General features: G+C 55.2%; 15 protein-coding genes. 7 read left to right on the forward strand and 8 right to left on the reverse strand.

Annotated features, from left to right (window positions below; genetic code table 11):
* Positions 1-117 precede the first annotated feature (117 nt).
* On the forward strand, positions 118-1,989 hold the full coding sequence (locus Pr1d_RS17315) for an efflux transporter outer membrane subunit (RefSeq protein WP_148074697.1): 1,872 nt from the start codon (positions 118-120) through the stop codon (positions 1,987-1,989).
* Here Pr1d_RS17315 and Pr1d_RS17320 read toward each other — a convergent pair.
* From Pr1d_RS17320 to Pr1d_RS17355, 8 genes are all read right to left on the reverse strand, one after another.
* A complete protein-coding gene (locus tag Pr1d_RS17320) occupies positions 1,986-4,115 on the reverse strand; it encodes a site-2 protease family protein (protein ID WP_148074698.1) in 2,130 nt (709 codons plus the stop codon). The two genes, Pr1d_RS17315 and Pr1d_RS17320, sit on opposite strands and share 4 nt — an antisense overlap.
* Before the next feature lie 5 nt (positions 4,116-4,120).
* A complete protein-coding gene (locus Pr1d_RS17325) occupies positions 4,121-5,992 on the reverse strand; it encodes an efflux RND transporter periplasmic adaptor subunit (RefSeq protein ID WP_148074699.1) in 1,872 nt (623 codons plus the stop codon).
* Entirely contained in the window at positions 5,989-6,420 is a 432-nt protein-coding gene (locus Pr1d_RS17330) for a PilZ domain-containing protein (RefSeq protein WP_148074700.1), read from the reverse strand. Before Pr1d_RS17330 ends, Pr1d_RS17325 begins: the two co-directional genes overlap by 4 nt.
* 995 nt (positions 6,421-7,415) lie before the next feature.
* Positions 7,416-7,625, reverse strand: a complete 210-nt coding sequence (locus Pr1d_RS17335; protein ID WP_148074701.1) for a hypothetical protein — start codon at positions 7,623-7,625, stop codon at positions 7,416-7,418.
* A 17-nt stretch (positions 7,626-7,642) separates the two neighbouring features.
* Positions 7,643-9,181 carry a DUF1254 domain-containing protein gene (locus Pr1d_RS17340; RefSeq protein ID WP_148074702.1) on the reverse strand — a complete coding sequence of 513 codons (1,539 nt, stop codon included), beginning with the start codon at positions 9,179-9,181 and terminating at the stop codon, positions 7,643-7,645.
* 91 nt (positions 9,182-9,272) lie between these two features.
* A complete protein-coding gene (locus Pr1d_RS17345) occupies positions 9,273-10,790 on the reverse strand; it encodes a DUF1254 domain-containing protein (RefSeq protein WP_148074703.1) in 1,518 nt (505 codons plus the stop codon).
* Between the two features lie 29 nt (positions 10,791-10,819).
* On the reverse strand, positions 10,820-11,524 hold the full coding sequence (locus tag Pr1d_RS17350) for a TetR/AcrR family transcriptional regulator (protein WP_148074704.1): 705 nt from the start codon (positions 11,522-11,524) through the stop codon (positions 10,820-10,822).
* A 1,213-nt stretch (positions 11,525-12,737) separates the two neighbouring features.
* Entirely contained in the window at positions 12,738-13,316 is a 579-nt protein-coding gene (locus Pr1d_RS17355) for an IS110 family transposase (RefSeq protein WP_148074705.1), read from the reverse strand.
* 912 nt (positions 13,317-14,228) lie between these two features.
* Between Pr1d_RS17355 and Pr1d_RS17360 the strand changes: the two genes are divergently transcribed.
* The 6 genes from Pr1d_RS17360 to Pr1d_RS25830 all read left to right on the forward strand — a co-directional run.
* Entirely contained in the window at positions 14,229-17,195 is a 2,967-nt protein-coding gene (locus Pr1d_RS17360; protein WP_148074706.1) for an autotransporter outer membrane beta-barrel domain-containing protein, read from the forward strand.
* A gap of 800 nt (positions 17,196-17,995) precedes the next feature.
* The gene (locus Pr1d_RS17365) at positions 17,996-18,430 is read left to right on the forward strand and encodes an ion channel (RefSeq protein ID WP_148074707.1); all 435 of its coding nucleotides are present in this window, start codon (positions 17,996-17,998) and stop codon (positions 18,428-18,430) included.
* A 384-nt stretch (positions 18,431-18,814) separates the two neighbouring features.
* A complete protein-coding gene (locus Pr1d_RS17370) occupies positions 18,815-19,990 on the forward strand; it encodes a tyrosine-type recombinase/integrase (RefSeq protein WP_148074708.1) in 1,176 nt (391 codons plus the stop codon).
* A gap of 116 nt (positions 19,991-20,106) precedes the next feature.
* A complete protein-coding gene (locus Pr1d_RS17375) occupies positions 20,107-20,700 on the forward strand; it encodes a hypothetical protein (RefSeq protein WP_148074709.1) in 594 nt (197 codons plus the stop codon).
* Positions 20,701-20,831: 131 nt separating this feature from the next.
* Positions 20,832-21,116 (forward strand): DUF1580 domain-containing protein, encoded by a 285-nt coding sequence (locus tag Pr1d_RS17380; RefSeq protein ID WP_148074710.1) that lies wholly within the window; start codon positions 20,832-20,834, stop codon positions 21,114-21,116.
* 69 nt (positions 21,117-21,185) lie between these two features.
* On the forward strand, positions 21,186-21,735 hold a 550-nt coding region (locus Pr1d_RS25830), incomplete at its 3' end, for a hypothetical protein (protein WP_210417754.1).

A 21,735-nucleotide genomic window follows, 5' to 3' on the forward strand; every position in this document is an offset into this window, starting at 1 on the left:
AACACTTTATGACGGATCGTAGGGCTGCGCAGATTCGCCGAGTTGTGCGGCTGTTACCGCCTTGGGAGGTCCTAGCGAAGATGCGGAACGTGGCTAGTCGAATAGATCGATGGGACTATGCACCTAGTCCGAGCGGAACCGCATGCGCTGAAACCATCCTCGAATACGCCGCCCAACACGAACGTGACGTTTTTACAACCTATAACGAACCAGACTCCCGCGTTGCCCAAGCACCGCGACACCATGCGCCGTCGGCTGGTGCTCGCTTGGAGCGTTGCCTGTATGGGATTTCTTCTTCTGACTGGCTGCAAAGTAGGGCCCAATTTCTTGCGGCCCAAGCCGCCGCCAATAAGCCCCGAGTATGCCGAAGCCACCGCTCCGGAAACGGCAATCTACGAAGATCTGAGGTATTGGTGGGCAGCGCTGAATGACCCCACGCTCAATTCGTTGATCGCAGAGGCCTGCCGACAGAATCTCGATCTCCGCGAGGCCTACTACCGTGTAGTTGTGTCTCGCGCACGTTTGGGGGTTGTCCGGGCCGATCGGTTGCCGCACGTGCATGCCACGGCCGAATATGCCTACCGCGATTTTGCTGAAAACGCATCTCAATTCATCAGCAGCTCGGCAGGCAATCGCGGTTTTAATTTCAACTCGATGGGTTTCGATAGCCGCTGGGAAATCGATCTGTTCGGCAAAATCGCCCGAGCTATTGAATCGGCCGCGGCAGACCTGAACGCGGAAGTCGAGAACTATCGAGACCTCAAGGTGATTCTTCTGGCTGAAGTCGCGTCGACTTATACGCAATTACGCCTAGCCCAAGAACGGATTGAGATTGCCCAACGCAACCTGGCAGCACAACAGGCTACGCTAAGCGTGGTACGAGAACGTCACAAGTCTGGGCTGGTCAGCCCATTGGACGTGGCTCAGGCCGAGTCCAATGTCTACATCACTGCGGCTACCATTCCTGCGCTACAACAGCTTGAAACCGTTGCCAGCAATCAGCTCGCATTTCTCTTAGGTCGAACTCCGGACGCTGGATTCCGAGAACGTTTGGCAGTTGGCCGCATTCCCAACACGCCGGAGAGTCTTGGCGTGGGGCTGCCAGCCGATTTACTAGCCCGTCGACCGGACATTCGAAGGGCGGAACTGGAAGTGACCAGTGCCTCGGCATTGATCGGGGTAGCCGTCGCCGAGAAGTACCCCCAGATCTCGATTCTGGGAACGATCTCGGTCGACGCAAAAGACGTGGGAATGTGGTTCGACCCTGGTTCGTTGGCACATTCGATCGGACCATCGTTTCGCTGGAACATCATCAACTTCAACCAGTTGAACAACGTGATTGAGGGACGGAGTGCGGAGTTCCAGATTGCAATCCTCAATTATCAGCGGACCGTGCTTGCTGCCGTTCAAGAGGTCGAAGACGGATTGGTCGCGTTCCACCGTCAAGGCCAACGAGCGGTTGAGCTGCAACGGGCCATCGGGGCCACGAAGCGTGCCGTTTCAAGCGGCCAGGTTCGGTACGAAAGCGGCCTCATCGGCTTTCAGCCCTTGCTCGATTCGCAACGCGAACTTCTCTTCGCGGAAGACACCTACGCGAACAGCCGAGCTGAAACACTGCTGGGCATCATTCGGGTCTACAAAGCGCTAGGCGGCGGGTGGAACTCGTGTTGTTGCGTCGAGGTCGCCGCGAATGAGGTTCCTGCTCAAGACGTCAACCCACCAACCGAACTTGTCCCCGAGCCGTTGCCGAAACCGCAAGAACCTTCTTCGAACACTCCGGTGGACAACCTTAACGGACAAGCCTTCCGATTACCTCCACTGGCTCCCACCGTAGGTTCCATGGCAAACGGGTGGATTGTCAGACTCCCGGCTGCCGGATCCGAAATCCAGCATGCGAACGGGAGACCTTCTCCCGCAGCCTCCCCTGGGATGACTCAAAAGGTGCTGATTGTGGCGGGTCAGCTTCCAGTGAGCCCCAGGTATCGCTAACCCAGCATCCGCAAATCGTTGACAATCTGCAAGCCACGACGGTAGAGCATCGCCAACAGTGTTGTTCGGTTTCCGGGAAAGAACACCTGGGCCATGCTTCCAGAGCGAAGATGTTCTTCCGGATCGTGTTCCAAGATAATCAATACTTCGAACAACGCGTTGGCCGATTCGTGGGACTGAGGATCAACGGCAATCACACCTCCTGCCAGGTGCGTTAGTTCTTCGCGGTCAACTTTCGTTTGCCCTTGAGACGCAACTTGTTCAACACGCCCCTCAAGCACCTTGTTCGGGCTACCCATGAAGCGAATGCGAACTCTCGCCTCAGGGGTTAATGCAGCGTCAACGAGTTGCTCGCCGTCAAGCAGAACACGAATCGCCCAGGGTCCCGCACCCACCGTGGCAACCGGGTCACCGCGCTTCAGAAAAGCGCCGACCTGGGTTGATTCGCAATTCGTGATCACCCCATCGCGTGCCGAGCGGATATCGAGTGCGGCACGACGCTGCTCCGCGGTCTCTCGGTCTTCCAGTAGATCGTCCAGCACGGCGCGCGTGCGGGCTGCCGTCTGGCGGTTGGCATACAGATCCTGTTCCCATCGCAACTCCGTGGCTTTCGTCTGAAGTTCGAGTTGCTTGGCTTCTAATTCGATATCGATGTTGTCCAGGCGGCAGATGATCTCGTCGGACGATACCGGGTCGCCACACTCTACAAACACTTCTCTTACGAATCCGGGTGCCGCAGCCCTCATCGTCACTTCGTCCAAGCGCGTGACAACCCCGACGCTTACAACACGGCCGGGAATGGGCACGGCGAAAACCAGGACCAGGCCAGCCACGGCAATTCCGAAGGTCGACGCAATAGCCCGCGTGCGACGTCCCTCCAGTTCTTCAGATAATCGCAAGTAGTTGATCAGCGACAACCCGCTTTGCCGTAGCGACTGTACTACGTACATCAGGGCCACGCCTAAGCCCACAAGAGGCAGTTTCTGGGCTATCACAAGGCTGATGCCTAGCAACAGCATGACCTTGTAGACAGCACCTGCCACACCAAATGCAGCCAAGGCCAGCGATCGTTTTCGGCTTCCACCGTTTGCCTTGCCTCGGACACCATACAGTAGCCGAGTCGCCACACCGCGAAGGCTCTTGTCCGATTCGGCCCTAAGATTCGGAATCCCTAATGCGTCGGAAAGGACATAGTATCCGTCGTACCGCATGAGGGGGTTCGCGTTAAATGCGACCGTGACTACTGTCGACAGCACGACCGCATAGTAAGCCGCGTCGTGAAGTGTCCCGCTGGGGGTCAACACCCATATCGCTAGTGCCATCATCGCGGCGATCGACTCAAAGTACATCCCAGCAAGTGCCACGATGACACGCTGCCAGCGACTGGTGAACCCCCACGACGTCGAAGCATCGACATACGCGCAGGGAGTGAACAGGATGAAATACGCCCCCATCTCGGGAACCTCACCACCGAAGTGTTTGCAGGCGTACGCGTGTCCGAATTCGTGGATAACTTTCAGAACAACCAGCAACGTCCACAGCACGGGCAAATTTCCGAGTGCCAGAATCGATGCCATCGGGCTCGTCGCCTCATCCCAGCGCGACAAGATTACGAGCAGCGAGACAATGGAACAGGCCGCCCAAACAACCAACGCCCCCCTCGTAAAGAGCGGCTTGAACAGGAACTTCGTGCGGCTTAGAAATCGGTCGGGCCGCACCAGTGGTACGCGCAGGAACAGAGACTGCATCAGCCTTCCCTTTTGCTTCGCTTGCCTGCGTTCTTCGAATCGCTTGAAAAGCCGTCCCCCGTCGGACAAGGGCAAGTTCAACAGCCCACGCTGAGTCAGTGATAGGACGAACTTGTAGAACTCTTCCTCTTGGTCTGCATCCAGATGTCCCGAGGCGACCAGCCGGGAAAACACCTTTCCAAGGGTTAGTCGCGCGTCGATCGCAATAAACACCTGGTAGTCGGCTTGCGAGAAGCGATGCGATTGAAACGAGACGGGGTCCATCACCACATACGCAGGTTCGCCGCCGAAAACGTGCCGACTGACGTCGAGTTCCGGGCGCGCACCCACGCGTACGTCTTTTAGCTGTTCAGCGAGGTTTGGCGTGGATTGCGTCATGACTTCTACAGCTTCCAAAGTTGCAGGCGAACCGAATCGATGACCCGATGCGCCCACACCCACCAAACGGGCCGTCGCCCAACTTCGACTCGGGCCACCCCGGTCATTCCGGCACGCAGCCACTTTGGCGGGCTACCTTCGAATTCGGCCTCGGCAGCGAACACATTCTGACCTTGCTCGACCTGCGACTCTGCATTGATTTGCACAATCCGCATCGGGTTGGTGATTTCGGGTCGAGCCGAGACCGCAACATTCACAAGCTGGCCAATTTGAATCTCGGCGGCGGACGAGTCCGGCACCAAGATGTCGACGTCCCACCGACCCGATGGCGCGAATCGCAACAGGGGCTCGCCCAGAGAGACGATCTCACCGAGTCTCGGATTGAGTTGTCCTTCAAGAATGATTCCGTTGCTTGGTGCCCGGATGGTGGCTTCGGCTAGTTTCCGCTCGACGACTTCGAGTTGGACCTTGGCGATGTCACGGTCTGCCTGCGATTCCGCGGCTTCCGCAACATTGCCATTCGTGGATGCTTGCAGCGTAGCGATATTCGCACGTCGTAACTCAGCAAGCAGTTTGTTACGCTGAGACTCCAGCGCATCGGTGTCCATGCGAACCAGCACTTGGCCTGCGGTTACCTCCTCTCCCGGACGAACGAAGGCTTCGGCGATCGCACCTTCGAACGGAGCGGAGAGCTGCAGGTCGCCTGTCGACTGCACCGTACAAGGCACCGCAATTCGGTATTCAGTCTTTCCGAAAATCACCCATGCGGCGGCCACCAACAGCACCGCAGCAAGCACTTTTCGCCGGATGCTTCCTGGTTGGGTGAAACTCTTGGCATAGCTGCCAGTTTCTTTCAGAGCTCGTTGGACTGCGGTCTGATCCGCACGTTCCAACAGCATCAGCCCCGGCATCATCGGGGTGACCAATTCTTGTACCTTGGTAAGCAATGGTCGACTGAACGAGTTCCCCCCCGGGTTGCGAAGGCTGACGACCGCGACACATTTCTCGCCAACAAACAACGGGATCGACGCCACTGGAAAGGCACCCAGAGAGGCGTACCACTGCTTGTGCAGATGATGCCCCGTCGTAACACGGCTTTCGTCCGACTCCGATTCGGCCTGGTAGCACACCACGTCGCCGGCATCGAGACATTCGCACATCGCCTGTTGGATTTGTTGCGAGCCTGGACTTCTCGGGAAAACGTCGTCAAACCCAGACACGCAGAACAGCTTGACCGACTTCCCACGTACCAACCCCAACGCGACCTGATCGCAGGCGATGTTCGATTTCAAACTGTTGGTAAGCGTGAAGCAAAACTCGTTCAGGCTCGCATGGGCCGCCACTTTGGAGAGGGCCGAGGTTTCTTGCTTCGAGCCAGACGGTCGGCGAGAAGCTTGAGCTTGCAGGTCGATGATCGCGGTAATCGCAAACAGCTCTGATAGCAGAGCCGAAGCCAGATCGCGTCGATCGCAGACAACAACCACGGCCATAGCCCCGATCGAGCCATCTTCCTGATTGGTCAGCGGTACGGATAGTACGGCGAATGTCTGTTTGATTCTCTTGGCTGCAAAGAATTTCGCCTGACTGTTTTCACGGTAGCGAGAGCTGAGCATCATCCCGTCGCAGTGACGGCTCCACGCTTTCGTCGCCGAATTGTTCGAAGCGACGTGCTCTTCGACCGTGCCACTATCGACGTCCAGCCGTAAGGCCACGAACGGGCTATTGAACTTCTCCGCGATATACTTCAGCCCGGTCATGTAAGCCGAGCGAAGGCTCGTGCAGCCCTTGAGCGATGCAACCAGATCGGATGCCGAATGAGTCAGTGCCCGCGACTCAGAGGCTTTCTCTACGGGGGGCGATTGTGTGGATTGGCTCATGGTTGTGCGTCTTGATCATTCGATTTCGACGATGACAGCGCCGATTCCAGATCGATCGGAACAATGAACTTGACGCCCACTTCAAACACACCTTCGCTAACCAATCGACAACGCATGCACCTGGCAAACAACGAGCCGACACGCAGATGTTCTTCTGAGAATTCTAGCCAGTAGATATCGCCCGGTATCGCTGGCGAGGGCGAGATCAACATGCACCCCCCGTTCGAAACATCGACCGTCATCGTTTGATAGGCGTAGCGGTTTCGCTCACTGGCGTTCGCCGGTCGAATCACAACGTCGGTTTGAATGTCGATCCGTTCGCTGGTGCGAGCTGAGATCAGCGCACTCTCGGTATTGCCCGAGAGCTCTTTCAGCGCTTCGATCACGTCCATCGCGCCGAGCAAATCGTCGGTGTAGGAAGTAAACATGGCTTACCCGATAGGCCTTCAAGGGACATCACTTATGAAGAAACTATGGGTAAATAGTTCGCAGCCGGGGAACTGTCAAACCGGATAACGTGAAGACAACGGTTAATCGGGTCTTTCGGAGTACGCGGACACAACTTTCAGCCAGCAAGTTCTAACGCTCCCTGCAAGCTAACTTCGGCTGGCTGTCCGGCTGGCGGCATCTGCTCGACCGGCAAAACCTCCTGTTCCTGGTTCGGTTGAAGGGGCCAAGACGTGCCAAAATCGTCCAGTTGAGCAGCGATCACGCCTACACGGAGACCGTCGGCGTGCCTGAGCCTCCGGCAGCCATCCCTATCCTCGCTGCACTCTGCTAGCGGCTAAGACGCTTCTGCCAGTATGCAGCGGTCACTTCGACCTCGCTCAGTTTGTAACTCGTCTAACTGCGGTCGGGTGGACCATTCTCAGCAAGTTAGCCAAACAGCTAAGTTGCAGCGGTCTAGTTTGAGAAATGACACCGCTGTCAGTTCGCCCAGGGCCATAGGCGCTGAGGCTGATGCAACCTCGGCACGCAAGGAGACGAATTGCCAAGAGTACTAATGGCCTTTCTCGCTCCCTTGGCATCTGCGGACGCCGCCGAGCGATGTGACGCCAACCCTGTTCCGGGTTTACTGATTACGAGAACCTAGTCGACGCTGACTCGCAAGAGATCGCGGCTCAGATGCGTACCGAGGCCGTGCTTGAAATTCCGTTTTTCACGTTGTTTGAGTGTCGGCTGAGTATTTTGACCACACGGGGTTGTTGCTTTAGCTGCTCACAACGCTCAGACACCGGGGGCATTGTTCACGATATATCTTTTGGTTCGTCGCAACTTGTGCAATTGACTGTCAGGATGTTCATATGCAATTGGTAGAGACCGTTGAGCACACCCATCAATGACTCTGCTAGTCGTTGTCCTGCGGTGTCGAACGGCGCATCCATCGAGATATCGACGGTCTCGCCGTCTTAGTTGACTTACTTCAGCAGCTCGAAGTCGTTGAGGATCCATGACTTTTCGATGTAGCCTCTAGGTTGCCGAAGTTGGTTTCCATCTTTGCCTCAGCTGGCTTAAAGTCTTTTGCGGTTTCCTTTGCTTCAGCGGTTTTAAATAGGTTGATATCCTGGGCGTCTGAAACGCCAGTTAAGCTGAATGCGAACGCGAAGAAGGCGATCAGCTTGTTAGCTGTCATCTTGATTCTCCAGTTGATTATTTGACTAAGTTGATTTCACCCGGACGCCAGGTTTTGTTGATCCAGGGCTGCAGCGGGCCGTACATTCTCAGTCCGATCCACCAGCTCTTTCCGGGTATGGTTTGCAGCCAGTTGCCTTCCTGTCCCTGCGGCGCTTTCGGCGCGAAGTAAATGTCGTACGAACCGTCGGCGTTTTTCTTGATGCCTTTGTCTTGGCTGCCAAGCGTTGGGAACTGCTGGTCGGTCTGAAGTTGCGAACGCGTTTGCGTATCGTACATGGTGACCGCCCAAAAATCTTTGGCGGGCGGATTCGGCGGCAGATGCAACTTGTAGGTCTTTGAACCGTCGAGCACCTGCTTATTTGAATCGAGCATGTTCAGTCCATAATCCGATCCTTTGCCGGCAACCGTCACGGCCATCGCCGGAGACACACAGATGTAGCCGAAGTGGAAGAGCACCCGCGGATCAAGTCGATAGGCACCGTTGCGAGTGAAGGTCGTATCCTTGTCGGCATAGGCCATGACCCACGTGCTGTCTTTGCCATACAGCAGATTGCCCGGATCGCGTGGGAAGTAACTGATGGCACGAGCGCCGGCGTTGCCGATAGCGGCTGCGTCGGTGAGAATCTTCTTCATCCGCGCGTCGGGATTAAACGGCTTTCCCTTTTCAATACCGATAGCGGCCATCATGCCTTTCGCTTCCGGACCGAGATAACTTTCGGGTTCCGTTTGGATCAAAGCATGTAGCTTTTCAAAGAAGCTGAAGTCGTTCGGCAGGATCGTGTTCATGTTCTTGCCGGAGACGTTGATGAACTTCATCGCCGGCGGTTTGTCTTTCGTCGCCAGTGGATACACCTTTAGACTGTTGCGAATGTTCGCGGACGCAGCTGGAATGGCCTTCTCCAGCGGCATACTTTTGTCCAGATAGCCACGCATAAAGACCCACACGCCGTTGGTCTTTGACGGCACCACGAAGTAGCCCTCAGGCACGTCGCCTTTGTAGCCGGGCGGAAGCACCAGAAACTTGCCGCCCTTGCCCTTATCTGGACCGGCCACACCCAGGTCTGACATGTAATGAAATTCCATGTCGTCCAGGATGCCCAGCATTCCGGGTGGAAGGTCGATCACCGAAGGGCCATCCTTCTGCAGATCGAGAAAACCGACTGCATACATGGTGGAAGTATTCCCGGTCAGCAGTAATGACTCGGAATCCATCAGCGAATCCCAAATGCAGATTTTGTTACACGTGTCGGCACCAACGCTCGCCTGACCTTCACGAAGTGTCGTGACGGACATGGCCGGAATAGAGTTGAGAAATACCTGGACGGCTCGCGACCTATCGAGATAGTCGTAGACCGTCTCCACCGTTTTCGGCCTTGGCACTCCGTCGAAATACTCAAGCGTGCCGAGCGACGTTTCGACCTTGTCCGGAGCCGTGATCGACTTCGGAATGTCGGTCGTCATTTTCAGTTTCGGCGATTGAGCCCAGCAATTGATTCCTGCCAGCGTTACGGACACCGCGACAATTGCGCGCACAACTATTCGTTTGGTTTTCATTGATGGTTCTCTGTCGTTAGTTTGTAGAAAGGTAGGCCAGGACCTGTCCCGGCGATGCGTGTGCCAGGACAGGTCCCGGAGCTACGATGAATTAGTCAACCAACTCCGGATCACCCGGTCGCCAGGTCTTGTCGAACCACGGTTGCTCCGGGCCGTAGAGGCGGATTAGCATGTTCCAACCTTTACCGGGAACGGATTGAATCCAATTGTTCTCTTGTCCCTCGGGCGCCTTGGGGCCGAAGTAGATGTCGAAGGAACCATCGGTGTTTTGCTTCAGGCCTTTCTTGTTGCTGTCGAGGCCCGGAAACCGCTGGTCGGTCTGGAGCTCGGAGCGAGTCTGATTGTCGTAGAGCGTGAACGACCAGAAATCCTTGGCTGGCACCTTGGGCGGCAGATGCACTTTGTAGGTCTTGCTGCCGTCGAGAGCATTGCCATCCGCGTCCATGTAGGCCACGCCGTATTGCGAGCCCTTGCCCACCATCTTCATGGTCATCGCCGGGGTAATGCCCGTCGCGTAGAAGTGGAAATAGCTGCGGGCGTCCAGCACGCGAGCACCGTTGTCCAGGAACTCATAACTCCCACCGGGGAATGGCGTACTCCAGACGCCTTCGCCCTGGTAGAAGTAAAACATTTCGTCTCGAGGACGCGCCGTCAGCGTGCGAACCGTCACGGCACCTACATCTGCGGCCTCGTTGAGGATTCTTCGCATTCGCGCATCTGGGTTGAAAGGCTGCCCCTTCTTGATTCCGATGGATGCCAGCTGCCCCAGGATCTCTGGATCCTGCCCTTCGCTCGGCTCGGCTTGAACAACTTCGTTGATTTCTTCGAAGATCTGATAGTCAGTCCGATGGATCGTATTGAACTCCTTGCCAGAGACGTTGATGAAGTTCATCTTCGGCGGACTCTCCTTTTGCGAGAGCGGATACATGCGGAAAATATTCTTGGTTGTCTCCACAGCCGGCTTGGGATTGCCGTCCACCTGAAAACCTCGCCAGATGACCCAGTTGCCGTAGGTGTCAGACTGGGCGACGTGATAGCCGTCGGGCACATCGCCCTTGTATCCGGGCGGCAGGATCAGAAACTTGCCACCCTTGCCTTTGTCCGGTCCAGCGTTGCCAAAATCAGTAACGTAATGAAACCAATGGCTATCAATGATGCCAAGGACATTCGGAGGAGTTTCGATCACGTATGGCTCGTCCTTCATTTCGAGCCAAGCGACCATGTAGACAGACGTCGTGTTTGGCGTCAGAAAGAGTGTCGTGGAATCCATGAGTTCTTCGAACAGCAGCGCGGTCGTATTGGGCGGACCGAATTCAAGGATGCCCTTTCGCATGCCGCCCATCGAGGCGATCTGGATGCTGTTCAGATAGCTCTGCACACCGCGTTGAAAATCAAGGTTGTCGTAGACTTTTTGAGCCGTCTCTTTGTCGGGCACTCCATCAAACAGTCGCAAAGTGCCCAGCCGCGTTTCCAATTTGTCCGGAGTCGCAATCCCCGGCGGCGTTTCTGTGGTCATTTTCATTTTGGGTACCTGTGCAATTCCGGGAGAAGTCATCGTTAATCCAACGACAAATCCAAGTGTTAATGCGGAGGTTGTTCTGAGTTTCATGAGATGGCCTTTCTATATGTCCAGGAGATTTATTTTTTCTTCGATTTTGGCACGCGCCTCTTCGAACGATTTCCGGAGTCGGATGCTGCCAGCGCCTCGTCACCATAGAGCGTGGATATCCAGATTCGGAGGATCGCTTTCTGAACCAATTCCTGGTTCCCGCGCGGACGACGTCCAAAATGGTGAATCAGCAGATAAGCGTCCATTCGGTTGAGCGCAATGGCTATCGGGCGAGCCTCAAATTTCTTGATCAAGCCGGCGGCTTGATGTTGTTCGATCCGATCCGTGACAGCGACGTCGAAATCATGCAGAAAACCCGTCCAGGCTTTTTCCAACCGGCCATCCATGGGAGCAGCGTCAGAAACGGCACGCAAAATCGGCCCTTGCCGATAACAAACTCCTACCAGTCCAGCCATCGTTTCTTCGAGCAGCGGAATGGGGTCGCCCTCTCCCTCGAACCAGGGCGTGGCAGCCGCAAAGATGTCGTCTTCGATTCCCCGCAGCAGTGCCTCCATCAATTCATGAAGGTCAGCAAAATACTGATAGAACGCCGACCGACTGGTGCCGGCGAGGGACATTAAGTCACCAACCGTCAACTCACGGAAGGGATGCGTCCACAGGAAATCCAATGCACTATCAAGAATCGCTTGCCGAGTTCTTTCGGACTTGCGCAACGCCGAGTTCTCATTCGGATCGTTCCTGCGACGAATCTGAGATTGTTTGGACTCTGACATACCGTCAGATTGTACTGACGTAACGTCACAACCGCAAGGAGGCGTCGGATCCTCGAGACTCGATGGATTCGGCGGTCGAGCACGTAGGGACCTCACGGCATCGAGAGACCACGAGCAAACTCGTAGCGTGCGAGGTGAGGCACAACAATTTTGGTTGCCGGTCGATGCAAAACGAAGTTCATCGTCGCCAGTGGCTTGCAGCGAGCCTGGCGACGGGATTTGAACTCGCTAACCTTCTACTCCACAACGAGTTAAGGTAAGCCGTCTCGCCGCTGGCATGAAGTCACCGGGCTGTTTGAACTGAACCACGAGCGTGACTCGCGCGTGGGCGGCGCGCTGCTGGTACAGTGCCCTCTAACTGCATTGGGCGGAAAGGTATGCGGTTTCAATTGGCGGACGCTAAAGGCGCATAAGTCGCCCAAAAGAAACTTCTCTCGATCGCTCTCAACTTGCTGAGGTTGGACCAATTGCGCCAAGCAAAGCTTGGGAAGGGGGAATGAGATGTAAATTACACCTTTGAAACCTTTCATCGGAACCTTGCGGGTGAGATCCCCGTCCAGTAGAGCCTGACCAGCAACTGGAAGCGAGTGTTGCGTGGTGTTGGAGTAATCTGCGTCACGAAGCGTACACAGCGAATCCGAAAGCCATGCTATTGAGCGTCGAAAGACCCAATCGTGGGAGCCTTTGCCTTTTGGTCACCAGGGGCCACGCTGCTGCACTTTATGGTCTGGTGCAAGCAGTCCTGCCGGCGTCGGTTTGGAACATGTGCAAACGGATGATTGAGGTTCCCCAGGAACTTGGGAGAGTCCTACTTTTTGCTCCTTGGCACTTCCCGGTTGGAGTTACCGGGTTACCAACTCCAGGCTCTGGCAGTGCATTCGTCTGGCAGAGAACGAAATCAACGAGTGCAACCGAGGTATCGCCAAGCGAAGGAAACGAATCGCGGCGAAATGGGTAGTAGGAAGTCGTAGCGCTTTGATAGTACCACAGAAGCAGGGGAACTCGCCCCGGAGGACCCTGTGGAGGAAAGCGAAGCGTCGGTCGGCAGAATTGATTGAGGGAAACATGTCGGGCACATCGAGGCCCGATCCACATGTCACCGTCACTCGATCAGATAACCACGGGGACCATCGTGGATGGTGAACCTGTCGGCTGAGGAACCGGATGCGCTAATGTGCGCACGTCCGGATCTGTGGGAGCCCTGGGTGAGCAATCACCCAGGGCCACCCGGCCGACGCAGCACGCTGAGCAACAATGGCAGCTGGTGCTGCTTTCCAAAAAGCTCCAAAACAACCGGAAAATACGACTTTAGGACAGCCAGTAGTTGTTGTCGAAGTTTCGTTTGACCGTCGACGATCTTGCGTCGCTGCTGGGATAAGTTGGCGATCAGCCGCGTATTTTCGTCGTCAGGCCGCCAGGCCTTCAGCGTCGCGATTCGTTCACGCAGCATGCGCGACAGATACATCGCGTCCGTGGGATCGTTCTTGCCACTGCCAGGATAGCTTTCACGATAGCGGGCCAATTGCTTGGGGTTGACTGGATAGAGCAGCACGTCCTCTCGGAACATGAGCGCATAAATGAGCGCTCCGCGAGACTGCTCCAGCATGATGGCGATGGGCTGCCCGCCGGCGAGCTTGAGCATTTCGCCGACCCAAGCGTCGATGCTCTCGGCCGAGTGCTCGAGCTTTTGGTGGGACCCCTTGCCCTGTCGATCGATGACATAGATGTCGTGCTTCTGGTCGGCCCAGTCCATTCCGATGAACAAACCAGGTTGTGCGGTTGGCTGATTCATGATTCGACTCCTTAGTACAATTGCTAGCTGGTAAATCGGTAGTCCATGCTTCGTCCGGCGGAGTCCTTATAGGGAGCTTTGATGAGCCACATCTGAGTGATCCGTTTTGGGCGAAGCGAGCGACGCGTTCGAAGGTCTGAGGTAAGCCGTCGAGCGGCTAGCGAGTTCATCCGTAACGCCCCGCTGGCTACCGTTTTTACAGAATATCACGCGCGGCTTTGTGATTCCGCATCGTAGAAACTCAGGGCCAGTGAGACGCCACCGTTCCTGCGATAAGCACAAAGCCGAGGGTAATGGAATGCTATAAGCGAGTTGGCCAGTTGCCAAAGTGAGCGAAATCAGATTCCCGTCGCATGCAAGGGGTCGAAATAAATGATGATTGGAAACGAATCGATAGAGAGTGGCATCCTCTCGGTAGATGTTTCACGCGTCGACGATTCGATGGCAAAGACGTTATAGTTTGGCAACGCAACCCTAGTGTTGGGAACCTTACCGATTGGCAAGCAAACTATGGCATCGTGGCGCCGCTCTCTGCGGCGACGTCGGTGGCTGAGCCGTCGACTGGGAAGTTGCTACTGGTGGTATTGGGGGTGACGATGTCTCGCATCGCTCTGCCGAGCTCCACTGAGCGGACGCGTTGTGGCTAACTACTTCCCCATGTGTTGCCACTTTCCGAGCTGCTATTTCCCGCTTAATCAGTGGAAAAGTAGAATAATGGCAATCTATCAGCCCTTGTGTTATGATCAGACGTGAGCTAAAGGCCTGCCCAGTGTGAGAGGCCAGAAGTAGCTTGTCTCTTATCAACGAATCTTTTAAGGAGTCCGCTGAGCGATTTGGCCTCGCTGGGTCCGTCAAACAATCCGTTGGCCGTTTGCTGCGCGGTTCACTACTCCTAACCAGGGGGTTTGAACGATGAAACGCCTGCTCGGAAGTGCAACGACACTGACTGCGATCTTAGTAGTCTTGGTTATCTGTCCATCTGTGCTTGGCCAGACTTTTGACTTTGTTGTCGTCGCCACCACTGACTCGCAAATTCCCGGTGCGCCGGCAGGCACCACGTTCAGCAACATCCCTCGGCCGGCGATTCGTGGCGGCAATGTCGTATTCCGTGGCGAAGGACCCGGCACTGAAGGAATCTATGCCCTCCGCCAAGGCGCACTCGAGGTGCTGGCCGACAAGAATACTCCCGTACCGGGCGACCCCGGGGCAAGCAACTTCATCGACTTTATCGAAAGCCCCACGCTCGACACGTCGTTCAACGTTGCGTTTAAGGGTCAGGGTGCCAGCGGAGTGAAAGGGATCTACGCCGTCGTTGACGGAGAGCTCACGATGATTGCCGACACCAATACGAAGATCCCCATCTCCAATCCCGCTGCCAACTTCACTGACTTTAGCGTACCTTGGATCGATAACGGCAAGGTCGTATTCCGCGGGACTGGCCCGGGCGGCATCGATGGGATTTACACCAATCTAAATGGTAGTCTCCTCAGGGTCGCATCGACCAGCGCGGGCTCTCTTAACGGCACTAGCATCCCGGATGGAGTCGGCGACTTTACCGGATTTGGCAAGTTCTCGAGTGGACCGGCACAGGCGCCGTCGATCGGCGGCGACAGTATCGCCTTCTATGGCGAGGGGACCGGCGGCCAGCAAGGCATCTACGCTAAGATTGGCGGGATTAATGCACCGATCGTCCGCATCGCCAACACGAACACCGCCATCCCCGGTGGCGGCGGGGCAACATTTCCCGGCTTCGACGTGAACGGGGCACTCGGTGCTGCTACCTACGACGACGGCGTGGTGTTTGTTGCGGGGCTTGAAAGCGACCCGTTTCCCAATCGCCTGGGTATCTACAAATGGTGGTCGGGGTCGCTGATGACAATCGCCGATACAAATACAGTCGTCGTAGGAGAAGGGGGAAACCTGACGAGTTTTGGCGAAGGCCAGGGTCTCAGCTTCTACAAGGATGAATACTCTTTTCTAGGAGACGGTAGTTCCATCGGAGGAGGTAATCCATCGCCTCAGGGAATCTATGCAATCCTGGGTGGCCAGCTTGTCAAGGTACTCACGAACGACGATCTGTTGGAAGGTGAATCAGTGGGCGGCATGGGCAGTTACGGCCAGGGGATCGAGGATGGATCCATCGTCTTTAATATCGGAAGTTGGGGCAATACCACGGCCAATGTCGTGGCGATTCAGGAGCACCGCTGGCTAGGCGCAGGCAGCGTTGTCTATGGCGAGCCTGGTAGCGGCGCCGACTGGGAAGACAAGGCCAACTGGCCTTTCGGTGGCATACCGCGCGCGGTCGTCCCCACGATCATCGCTCCCGAGGGTGCAGCGACCATCCATGGTCCCGTTGCGGACACGCAGCTGGCGTCGTTGGAGCTTGGCAGTGGCAACGGCGTCGCGACGCTGTGGCTCAACAATGGCGCCCTGATTACCACCCCGTCGACCACCATCGAATCGAAGGGAGTGCTGGCCGGCGATGGAAGAATTTCGGGGCCTGTCACCAACCACGGTGTTATTCGCCCCGACGACATCTCGACCGGTGCCATCCAGAACCACGGACTCATCGACGTAGCGACCGAGGCATCGCGTCTGAGCGCCGGTAGCTCTGCAATCACAAACAACGGAATTATTCACGGCGACGGAACACTTTCGACTAGTGGTGAGCTTACCAACAACGGAGACATTGATGTCGCCTACCTCACGATTAATAACCAGATCACGAATAATGGGTTACTCAATGCGGCGCGGGTCACTGTTGGGGGGTGTATCTTCAACAATAACGGCGCCGAACTTATGCTCGTTGGCGACGGTGCGGTCATGAGCGGTGACGAATTGCAAAACTCCGGCGTCCTCCGCGGCTCGGGACGAATCGAGGTCAGTGTCTTCGAGAACAATTCCGACGGTGAGGTTCGCGTAGGACCCGGAGATCAACTGCAAATCGGTGGTGCAACGTTTTCCAACTCCGGTCGCATCGAGGCAATCGGTACAACCGTCTCCCCGGCTGAGATCGAGTTCGACGCCGCCGTCACGAACGAAGAGGCCGATGGCGAAATCTTCGCCCGCAACACGCTGCTCCGCTTCAATGGCGGGCTCGAAAACCAGGCCTCCCTCTCCCTAAGCTTTGGCACGTCGGATGTCTTTGGCGACATCTTCAACGTCGACACCGGTACGATCATCATCTCGGGCAACTCCGACGCTACGTTTTATGATGACATGATCAACGATGGCGAATTGCGGACCAGTGCCGGCACGGTGGCTGTGTTTTTCGGCGACGTGAGCGGGTCGGGCTCGTACACCGGCACCGGCACGGTTTTTTTGGAAGGCATGTTCTCGCCCGGAAACAGTCCCGCCGCTGTCAGCTTCGGCGGCGATCTGCACTTCGGCGGATTGGCCAGCCTGGAAGTGGAACTAGGCGGCACAACGGCGGGCACTGAGCACGACCACGTATCGGTAGCCAATGTCGCTTCGCTTGCTGGCACGCTCGACGTTTCGCTCATCAATGGGTTTATGCCGACGGCAGGCGACACATTCGAGATTCTGACCGCCGCGAGCATCCTAGGTACATTGACTCCCGGCGCGCTTCCATCTCTTCCGGGTAACTTACAGTGGTTTGTCAACCACACTAACACTTCGGTAGCGTTAGTCACCACATTCGCTGGTGACTTCGATTTCGACGGCGACGTCGATGGGCGAGATTTTATCGTTTGGCAGCGCAACCCGAGTGTTGGAAACCTTACCGACTGGCAAACTAACTACGGGGAATTTGTCGCGCTCTCAGCAAGTTCTACTGTTGTACCGGAACCGACGACATGGGTGCTATTGCTTACTGCACTTGTAGTTAAGCTTGCAAGACGGCTACGAATCGCCGAATGAGTCTCAAGAACACATTTATGCGTGGCACTGTCAACTAACGACCGTTTTTCGGGGTTCCGGTTCAGGGGTGTGACGTTCGACGATTGCACCCAGACAAGCCGCGAAGGATCGCAAGCGACGCCTACTTCGGTCTAATCGACCTCCCGTAGTTCGTGGATTCCCAAACTGACCGAGGATGGACCAACCTCGGTTTCTTAGCCACTCCTCAAACTGAAGGAGGTGGTGGCGACCTCTGTCTTTGCGCCACCAAATCGACAACAACTAATCCCTGGCTAGCGAAGCCCACTTCGACGAGGCCTTTCGTGCCCAATTTGGACGTGTCATGTGCACGCAAGAGGGTCGTCTAATCTGCGGCCGTCGGCAAGCCGGACCCCAAACACAGCCGGGCTGTGGGATCAAGTTGCCCCTGAGCCCTTAGCGGTGCGAGTTTTGTGGAGGGGGTGCAAGAAAAACTCTCCGTCTTAATTCCTCGGTTTTCATACTCCCCTCTACTCCCCCCTACCCCACTGCGCGAAAAAACTGCCGAGTTTTTGGCAAGAAATACACAACGCATGCCAGCGGCTTACTGGTTATCTCCCAATTTCGGTGTTTTTAAGCTTTTGGTGGGAGTCCTCGCTGAGTGTAATAAATGGGTATGGCCTGATTAGACTTTTGCGTCTGCTCGCTAGAGATCAGAATGGGAACCATGTCCCAGATTCACAATTATTAGTCGCAATGCGATCCGCAGCCACTCATGGCCAGATGCCGGGACCAATACAGCTTTAGAATTCGATCAGTTTAACTTGCCGCGAAAGACAAGCATGACGATCATTATCATTCTTATTCTCTGCGGGTTGGTAATTCTGTCAGTCGCTATACATCTTTCTCTATTGCGTTGCCTGATTTATTTAATCCGCCGCATGCAATCTTTCCCAATTCTCGGCATGGGGATCTCCATGTTTGCCGCAATCTCGGGACATCTTTTCGAAATTTGGATATTTTCACTAGCAATAATGCTGATGTGCTCTGACGTGCGATTCGGCAGTTTTGCCGGTGACGACCAACTCACGAAGGGCGATTACTTCTATTACTCTGCCCTTTCCTATACCTCACTAGGATTCGGGGACGTTTCTCCCGAAGGTGCATTGCGTACTCTTTCCGCTGTGGAGGCCATCACGGGACTGGTACTGATCGCCTGGACTGCCTCCTTTGCGTTCTTGGTAATGCAAGAGTTGTGGGGAAATAAGTCACGATAGTCTTGGACTATCGTGATAGTCTCCTCGGCGCTTGCGACCTCTACTCCCGCCCTAGTCTCAATCCACAATTCATACTCCCTTCTACTCCCCCCCCTACCCCACTACGCGAAAATACTGCCGAGTTTTGGCAAGGAATAACAAGCCTTGCAATCCTCGAAACTTGTGGCTCACTGGTATTTATCGCGGATTAGGCGTTTTTGCGATTTGGCGGCAGTGGTTTCACACCGTAGAGGTCACAAGTTCGAATCTTGTGTCGCCCACTTAAGTTTGAGCCTAGAAATGCAGTGGTTTTTCTAACCTGCCGACGTTCGGCAGTGAGGCGTTTTCCGAAAGCCAAGCGGGTATATACCCGCTTGTGGTTTTCAACAATGGAGAACCCTTACTATGCCGCGTCTAACTCACCAAACCCCCAAGTACCGCAAGCACCGGGCCAGCGGACAAGCCTTCATCGAACTATCTGGTCGTCGCCACTATCTCGGCCCTCACGGCACCAAAGCCAGCCACCGGGAATATGACCGAATCCTCGGTGAGTGGCTGGCAGCGGGACGATCAAACACCTATGGCGTCCCGGCTGATTCTATCACCGTTGTCGAACTCATCGCCCGCTATCTGTCATTTGCCAAGGACTATTACGGCACCCCCAAACGGGGAACCTACAACAACATGCGGCTGGGGATCGCTCCCCTCAAAGAACTGTATGGTCGGACCCTAGCCAATGAGTTTGGTGTCCTGCAATTCAAGGCCATGAGACAGCGATTCATCGGGGAGGATCTTAGCCGCCCTTACATCAACGAGCGGATGCGCCAGATCGTAGCCGTGTTTCGTTGGGGGGCTTCTGAAGGCTTGATTCCCGCCGTTGTTGCCCAGACCTTGGCGATTATCCCGGGACTGAGAAAAGGGCGAAGCGGCGTCCGGGAACCCTCGCCCGTAAAACCCGTGGACCTGTCGATAGTCGAGGACACCCTTCCTCATTTGTCTACAGTCGTAGCAGCAATGGTGAAATTCCAGATGCACACAGGCTGTCGTCCTGGCGAAGTATGCGGTTTGCGTCCTTCCGATGTTGATCGAAGTGGCGACGTATGGGAAGCCAAGCTGACGCAGCACAAGACCGCCCATCATGGCCATCAACGCACCGTCTACATCGGTCCCCAAGCCCAAGCCATTCTGACCCCGTTTCTCCTGAGAGGAGCTGAGGACTATTGTTTCGACCCCAGGGAGGCGACAGAAGAAATGCGAGCAAAACGAGCGGAGGCTCGGAAGACCCCCATCTCCTGCGGGAACCGAGCGGGAACGAAACGCCAGAAGAACCCTAAACGCCAGCCGACCGCCAAGTACACCACTCAAAGCTATGGGAAAGCCATTTATCGGGCTTGCAAGGACAACGACATCCCTGGTTGGTCGCCGAACCAATTGAGGCACAGTTTGGCCACCCGAGTCCGGAGTGAGTTCGATCTGGACGCAGCGAAAACCTTGCTGGGCCATCAATCCATCGGAATCACCGAGGTTTACGCCGAAAAGGATCGGAAAAAGGCAATCGAAGTTGCCAGAATGATTGGTTAGAATTCAGTTCGCCGAGTTCGCGGAGTTATAAACCGCACAGACTGATCGGTGTCATGGGATGCAATCTCCCCCGTGGCACTGGTCGGTCGGCTTGGCTCTAAATAGGAGATTGCAATATGGCTGCTGATAGCGCAAGCCTTGAACAGCTCGAAAGAATAATGGCTTCGCTTGAGGGCTGCGAACACTACGCCATTTCGACCGCCGAAAAACTTGATCCGAACTGGGAAAACTTCAAGCGTCCAGAATGTATCAGTTTCAGTTATAAGAGTGCCTACAACGGGAGGATCGGTTTAGAGAAGCTTAACCATGATACTATAGCTCTTGTACATTCACTCTTGCGGGAGGTTAGAGAAGCACTTGAGGTTTGCCAAAAACTCAAGAAGAACCCTCGTATAATTGATGCCTTGGAATTGGCACATTTAGCTTATTTCGTCGGTATGTCCGATGGATTTCTCAAGAGCTTGATAACCGACGCCTTGATTGATGGTGTTATTATTGCAGGGAAGCGTGGTACAGGCGGCAAGAACTCCAGTAAGCTGGTTTCTCCAGAGCACGAGAAATGGTTGCGTGAAGAATATACTTTATTTCGTGGCCATGGAGCATTATGCGAGAATATATCTTCTGCCCTCTTCAATAAGTACGGCTACAAAGTTCACGCCAAAACTGTGCGTAAGCGACTTCGCGAACTGGGGCTTTGGGAAAACGCTTAGAGGTTTCCTGGGAAAGCTCTTAGAGGCTTCCCTATTCGCCTGATTATAGTCTTCTTTTCGTTTTTCAGTCCATGGCGTTTCGTGTCTAATAAACTCCGCATTGGTCATATCACACCATCACGGAGGAAATCATGGACATCTATTCCGAAGATCGAATTACTCTCAATCAGCTCGCCAAAGAGTGCAACCGCAATCCTAGCACCATCTGGCGATGGCACCTCAACGGCGTACGTGGCGTCAAACTCGAGACTTATGTCGAGGGAGGTTGCCGTTTCACATCCCGCCAAGCCCACCGCAGATTCCAGCAGCGCTGCACGGATGCCGCTAACGGAACTTCTCCGCAGCCTAGGACGTCGATCCAGCGGGAGAGGGATATCGAGCGTGCGGAAAAAGAACTAGCCAAGATAGGCGTCTAACTCACACCACAAAAAAAACCTTGGTGCGCGTTTGGGAGGGCACACCAAGGCCAAAGCAAGGAAGCTTTTATGTTGAATACTAATTCTACCAAGATTCCTAAGAGAACGACAAGCAAACCTAAAAAGCCATCTTATGGGGCTAGGTCCATAAAAGCACTACGGAGATCAAAAGCCGACATTCAGGCTATTCGTGATGCGATGATCGACGTGCTTGCTGAGTATCAGCCGATGACTGTTCGGCAGGTGTACTACCAGCTCGTTAGCCGCGGAGCAATCGCCAAGACTGAGGCCCAATATAAGGGCACCGTTATCCGTTTGCTTGTCGAGATGCGGCGCGATGGCACCATTCCTTACGATTGGATTGCAGACAATACCCGCTGGATGCGCAAGCCCCGCACTTACTCTTCTCTGGCGGGCATGTTGGAGCGGACACAACAGACCTACCGTCGGGCGACGTGGGACAACCAAGACGATTACGTCGAAGTGTGGCTTGAAAAGGAAGCACTGGCAGGAGTGCTCTATCCGATCACTGATCGTTGGGACGTCCCGCTAATGGTGACGCGTGGCTATCCGAGCGTCAGCTACATCTACGAAGCGGCGCGGACGATTGAATATCAGG

The sequence above is a fragment of the Bythopirellula goksoeyrii genome (genome assembly GCF_008065115.1).
GTDB lineage: Bacteria > Planctomycetota > Planctomycetia > Pirellulales > Lacipirellulaceae > Bythopirellula > Bythopirellula goksoeyrii.